The organism is Achromobacter sp. 2789STDY5608615, from assembly GCF_001298995.1.
GTDB lineage: Bacteria > Pseudomonadota > Gammaproteobacteria > Burkholderiales > Burkholderiaceae_B > Achromobacter > Achromobacter insuavis.
Window position 1 is genome coordinate 8,766 of record NZ_CYTY01000014.1, and the last position, 4,993, is coordinate 13,758.

The window sequence follows — 4,993 nt, forward strand, 5'->3', positions numbered from 1 at the left end:
GGATGCGCACGCGCCGGTCTTCCTTTTCCGGCAGGCTGTCGATGAAGCCGGGCAGCACGTTGTTCATGCGCACGTTGTGCTCGGCGTATTCGTCCGCGAACACCTTGGTGAACGCGGCCAGGCCGGCGCGGAACACGCCGGACGTGGGGAACAGCGCTTCCGGTTCGAAGGTGGCGTAGGTCGAGATGTTGACGATGGCGCCGGATTGCTGGCGCTTCATGACCGGCGCCACCAGGCGCGCGATGCGCACCACGTTGAGCAGGTAGAACTCCACGCCCAGGTGCCAGTCGTCGTCGCTGATTTCCAGCAGCGGGCCCTTGGGGCCGTGGCCGGCGCTGTTGACCACGGCGTCGATGCGGCCCCACTGCTGCAGGGTCGCGTCCACCAGCCGGGCCAGGTCCTCGGGCGAGCGGTTCGAGCCGGTCACGCCCAGGCCGCCCAGCTCGGCGGCCAGCGCCTCGCCCTTGCCGGACGAGGACAGGATCGCCACGCGGTAGCCATCGGCCGCCAGTTTGCGCGCCGCCGCCGCGCCCATGCCGCTGCCGCCGGCGGTGATGATTGCCACTTTATCCGTGCTCATGCGTCGTTCCCCAGGGTGTCGGAAAACGGCCATTGTAGGGGCGGGCGCGGCGGCCCCGCGCAGATCCCGCGAGGCCGGCAGGGGCGATCAGTCGACCAGCTTGAGCACGCCCTTCATCAGCGCGAAATGGCCGGGGAACGAGCAGAAGTAGGCGTAGTCCTGGCCGGCGGCCAGCTTGCTGACGTCGAAGGTGACCGAATCGGTCTCGCCGCCGCCGATCACCTTGGTGTGGGCGATGACGCGGGCGTCGTCCTTCTTGACGTAGTTGTTGTCCAGGCCGGCGGCCATGCCGTCGTTGACGGCGCCCTGCATGTCGGCCTGCTTGGTCAGCACCCAGTTGTGGCCCATGACGTTCTTGGCCAGCGTGCCGGGGTGCTTGAGGTTCACGGTGAACTGCTTGCAGCTCTTGCTGACCGTGATTTCCTTCTTGTCGAACTGCATCTGGTCGTTGCCGGCGATATCGATCGAGCATTCGGCGGCCAGCACCGGGGCCGAGGCCAGGGCCAGGACGGTCGCGGCGCAGAGATTCTTCAACAGCATGTTCGTGCCTCCAGGGGGGACGGGGGAGAGGGGCCGCGGCGCCCGCAGGCGCGGTATCGCGGTGGTTTCCGTATTCTCGCCCCAGTCTACGCCCTTCGAGGCCGGGCAGCCGGCAGCGGGTTTGACGCAGCGCAAACCCGCGCCAGTGACTTGGCCTGGACCCGGCTAGCGCATGTCGAAGGCTTCCTGGTGCCAGTGGATGCGGCCGCGTCCCAGGCGCCGCAGTCCCTTGCGCAGCGCGGTCGCCAGCCCGGCGGGGCCGCAGTACCAGACATCGGCGACCCGACCGGCGGCCACTTCGCCCTGCGCCAGGGCGGCGGCGTCCAGCCGCTGGCCATCGGCCGCGCTATGCACCTGCAAGGTGACGTTGTCGAGCCGTTCGCAGCGTTGCCGCAGCACCTCCACGAACGGGTCGGCGCCGGCGTCGCGCACGCAATAATGCAGCCACACGGGCGACGGAGCGCGGGGCGCGTCGCGCGCCGCTTCCAGCCAGGCCAGGAACGGCGTGACGCCGATGCCGCCCGCGATCCACACCTGCGGGCCGGCGGCGGGATCGGCGGGGCGTTCGAAGCGGCCATAGGGTCCCTCGACCGTGACGGGCGCGCCCTCGCGCAGCGTGGCCGCCAGGCGCCGGGTGTAGTCGCCCAGCGCCTTGATCTGGAACGTCACGTCGCGGCGTCCGGGATGCGGCGCGCTGGCGATGGTGAACGGGTGCGCGCCCTCGCCGCGCTCGAAGGTGACGAAGGCGAACTGGCCGGCGGCGTGGCCGGGCCAGCGCGCATCGAGTTCACAGGTGACTTCGAGGATGTCACCGGGGCGCTGCGCCAGCGCCGTCACCCGGCCCGCCACGCGCCGGCCCTGGCCGACGCGGCCGGCCAGCGACAGCAACGCGGCCCAGGCTCCGCCCGCCATCAGCGGCAGCAGCAGCACGCCGGTCGGCCCGGTCCAGTAATAGGCCGGCGCCAGCGCCAGGGTGTGGAACGCCAGTATCAGATAGGCCAGCGGCATGGCGCGGTGGACGATGCGCCAGGCGTGGTAGGGAAAGCGACGCCACAGCGTGATGACCAGCATGGCCAGCAGCGCGTAGATCGTCCATTCGCCCAGGTCCTTGGCCAGGCCGCGCGAATCGGTCAGCATGGCCAGCACGGCGTCGCGCGCCGGCCGTCCTTCGATGCCGACCAGCGCCTTCAGCGGCGTGCTGGCCAGCTTGATCAGCCAATGCGCCGCGCCCGCGCCGATGGCCAGGATGCCGGCCCATTTGTGCAACCGGTAGACCTTGTCCATACCGCCCAGCGGGCCTTCCAGCCAGGCCGGACGCAGCGCCAGCAGCATGATCAGCGACATCAGTCCGATCGACCAGACGCCCGTCAGATACAGGGCCTGCTGCCGCAGCGCCCAGGGCCAGGCGGCCCCGGATGCCGGTTGCAGCAGGAGGGCGTCGACCGCCCAGGCGCCGGTCAGCGCGAGCAGGAAGAGGCCCAGGGCGGAACGGGTTTTCATGGCGCTTGCCTCAGTCCTTGATACGGCTGCGCAACACCGCGCCGGTCTGCGCGTCCACGCGCAGCTTCACGCGCTGGCCCTGCGGGTTGTCGGCCTTGACGTCGTAGCCGCGCTGATGCTCCAGCTCGATCTCGGTGATGTTGCGGTAGCCCGCAGCGGTCAGCGTGTCGTAGATCTGGCGCACGGTCAGGATCTGCGCGGCGGGCGCGGCCTGGGCGGGAGCTGCGGCGGCCGGTGCTGCGGCGGGCTGGGGCGCGGTCTGCGCCAGCGCGGCGGTGCCGGCGAGGGCGGCGGCGCCGATGGCCAGGGCGGACAGGGTCTTGCGGATCGGGTTCATGCGGTTCTCTCCTGAAGGTCGAAGTCGGGCCGTGGATCGGCCATGACGTCATTATTCGGGCGGGCGCATGAACCCGTTCTGAAGCCGCCGTTCACCCGCCGTTCATGTTTGATCCGCTATAAATGAGACGCTTGTCTTCCCCTGTTTTTCCCCCGCGCGCCGGGTTACCCTGGACGCGTTCCCCTCACGGAAACCCCATGACCGCACGTTCGCGCATCGCACTCTGGCTGACCGGCTGCGCGCTGGTCCTGGCGCTGGCCGCCGGCCCGGGCGCGGGCGTGGCCGACGAGAGCGACCACGAGCAGGCGCGGCAGGCGCTGCAGGCCGGCAAGGTGCTGCCTCTGCGCTCGGTGCTGGACATCGTCGAGCGCGATTTTCCCGGCCAGGTGGTGAAGGTCGAGTTCGAGGAAGACGACGGCGTGTTCCTGTACGAGATCCGCCTGCTGCAGCCCGGCGGCAGCCTGGTGAAGCTGAAGATCGACGCGCGCGACGGCACCGTGCTGGGCATGAAGGGGCGCGACATCCAATTCAGGAACCGACACTGATGCGCATGCTTGTCGTCGAGGACGAACCGACCCTGGCCGCGCAACTGGCCGACGCCCTGCGCCACGCGGGCTACACCGTCGACACCGCGGCCGACGGCGCCACCGCCCACTACATGGGCGAGGTCGAGACCTACGACGTGGTGGTGCTGGACCTGGGCCTGCCGGTGATGGACGGCCTGACCGTGCTCAAGCAGTGGCGCGCCGCCGGGCGCGGCATGCCGGTGCTGATCCTGACCGCGCGCGCCAACTGGCACGAGAAGGTCGCCGGCATCGACGCCGGCGCCGACGACTATCTCACCAAGCCGTTCCACATGGAAGAATTGCTGGCGCGCGTGCGCGCGCTGCTGCGCCGCCACAGCAATCACGCCAGCGCGCAATGGCGCTGCGGCCCGCTGATGCTCGACACGCGGCTGGCCAAGGCCACCGTCGACGGCTTGCCGCTGAACCTGACCAGCCACGAATTCAAGGTGCTGGCGGTGCTGATGCAGCGCGCCGGCGAAGTCGTCTCGCGCGGCGAACTGATCGAGCACATCTACGCGCAGGACCACGACCGCGATTCCAACACCATCGACGTCTTCATCGGCCGCCTGCGCAAGAAGCTGCCGGCCGACACCATCGAAACGGTGCGCGGGCTGGGCTACCGGCTGGCCTGTCCCGCATGACGGCGGCGCGCGCGCCCGGCTCGCTGCGCTGGCGCCTGCTGGCGGGCACGCTGGCCTGGATCGCGGTCACCGTCGTGCTGGCCGGCTGGGGCCTGGCCAGCCTGTTCCGCCAGCACATCACCGAACAGCTGCGGGCCGAACTGGCGCTGCACATGAACCAGCTGACGGCGGCGGTCAGCGTGGCGCCGGACGGGCGGCCGACGATGGCTTCGCCCCTGAGCGACCCGCGCCTGGAGCTGCCGCTGTCGGGCCTGTACTGGCAGATCGACCGCCTCGACGACAACGGCCGCGTGGCGGCCACCGGCGTGGCGCGCTCGCGCTCGCTGTGGGACCAGGTGCTGGCCTTGCCCGCGGCCGACAGCGCCGACGGCGTCTACGACATCGCCGGCCCGCAGGACCATCGCCTGAGCGCGTTGACGCGCCTGCTCAAGCCCGAGGACGCCGACGCCGTCACGCTGCGCCTGATCGTGGCGGCCGACCGCGCGGTGCTGGCCGAGCCGATCGAGCGCTTCAACCACATGCTGCTGCTGTCGCTGGGGGCGCTGGCCGCCGGCCTGGTGGCGGCGGCGGTGGTGCAGGTGGCGGTCGGACTGCGGCCGCTGGGACGGCTGCGGCGCCAGCTGGCGGCGCAGCAGGGCGGCAACAGCCTGCACATCGACGGCCGCTTTCCCAGCGAGATCCAGCCGCTGGTGGACGACTTCAACCGCGTGCTGGCGGTGAACGCGGACATCGTGCAGCGCGCCCGCACGCAGGCCGGCAACCTGGCGCACGCGGTCAAGACCCCGCTCACCATCCTGGGCAACGCGGCCGCGCGCGAGGATGGCGCGTT

General features: G+C 70.8%; 6 protein-coding genes and 1 pseudogene. 3 read left to right on the top strand and 4 right to left on the bottom strand.

Annotated elements, in window-relative coordinates; genetic code table 11:
* The 4 genes from AOZ49_RS13980 to AOZ49_RS13995 form a co-directional block, all read right to left on the bottom strand.
* A partial coding sequence (locus AOZ49_RS13980) for an SDR family NAD(P)-dependent oxidoreductase (RefSeq protein WP_054475967.1) occupies positions 1 to 580 on the bottom strand: 580 nt, incomplete at its 3' end.
* 87 nt (positions 581 to 667) lie between these two features.
* Complete coding sequence (azu, locus tag AOZ49_RS13985; RefSeq protein ID WP_054475969.1) at positions 668 to 1,120, bottom strand: azurin; 453 nt, start codon at positions 1,118 to 1,120, stop codon at positions 668 to 670.
* 165 nt (positions 1,121 to 1,285) lie between these two features.
* Positions 1,286 to 2,620, bottom strand: coding sequence for a ferredoxin reductase family protein (locus AOZ49_RS13990; RefSeq protein WP_054475970.1), 1,335 nt, complete (start codon positions 2,618 to 2,620; stop codon positions 1,286 to 1,288).
* Positions 2,621 to 2,630: 10 nt separating this feature from the next.
* Positions 2,631 to 2,957: a PepSY domain-containing protein gene (locus tag AOZ49_RS13995; RefSeq protein ID WP_054428598.1), complete on the bottom strand. Its 327-nt coding sequence runs from the start codon at positions 2,955 to 2,957 to the stop codon at positions 2,631 to 2,633.
* Positions 2,958 to 3,154: 197 nt separating this feature from the next.
* Between AOZ49_RS13995 and AOZ49_RS14000 the strand changes: the two genes are divergently transcribed.
* From AOZ49_RS14000 to AOZ49_RS32515, 3 genes and pseudogenes are all read left to right on the top strand, one after another.
* The gene (locus tag AOZ49_RS14000; protein ID WP_054428597.1) at positions 3,155 to 3,502 is read left to right on the top strand and encodes a PepSY domain-containing protein; all 348 of its coding nucleotides are present in this window, start codon (positions 3,155 to 3,157) and stop codon (positions 3,500 to 3,502) included.
* Positions 3,502 to 4,164, top strand: a complete 663-nt coding sequence (locus AOZ49_RS14005) for a response regulator transcription factor (RefSeq protein WP_054428596.1) — start codon at positions 3,502 to 3,504, stop codon at positions 4,162 to 4,164. Before AOZ49_RS14000 ends, AOZ49_RS14005 begins: the two co-directional genes overlap by 1 nt.
* A pseudogene (locus AOZ49_RS32515) lies at positions 4,161 to 4,993 on the top strand (ATP-binding protein); the annotation flags it as partial. The gene AOZ49_RS14005 and the pseudogene AOZ49_RS32515, both read left to right, overlap by 4 nt.

Excerpts from the sequence above, each read along its gene's own strand:
- AOZ49_RS13995 (WP_054428598.1), bottom strand. The coding sequence starts at position 2,957 with ATGAACCCGATCCGCAAGACCCTGTCCGCCCTGGCCATCGGCGCCGCC.
- AOZ49_RS14005 (WP_054428596.1), top strand. The coding sequence starts at position 3,502 with ATGCGCATGCTTGTCGTCGAGGACGAACCGACCCTGGCCGCGCAACTG.
- AOZ49_RS14000 (WP_054428597.1), top strand. The coding sequence starts at position 3,155 with ATGACCGCACGTTCGCGCATCGCACTCTGGCTGACCGGCTGCGCGCTG.
- azu (WP_054475969.1), bottom strand. The coding sequence starts at position 1,120 with ATGCTGTTGAAGAATCTCTGCGCCGCGACCGTCCTGGCCCTGGCCTCG.
- AOZ49_RS13990 (WP_054475970.1), bottom strand. The coding sequence starts at position 2,620 with ATGAAAACCCGTTCCGCCCTGGGCCTCTTCCTGCTCGCGCTGACCGGC.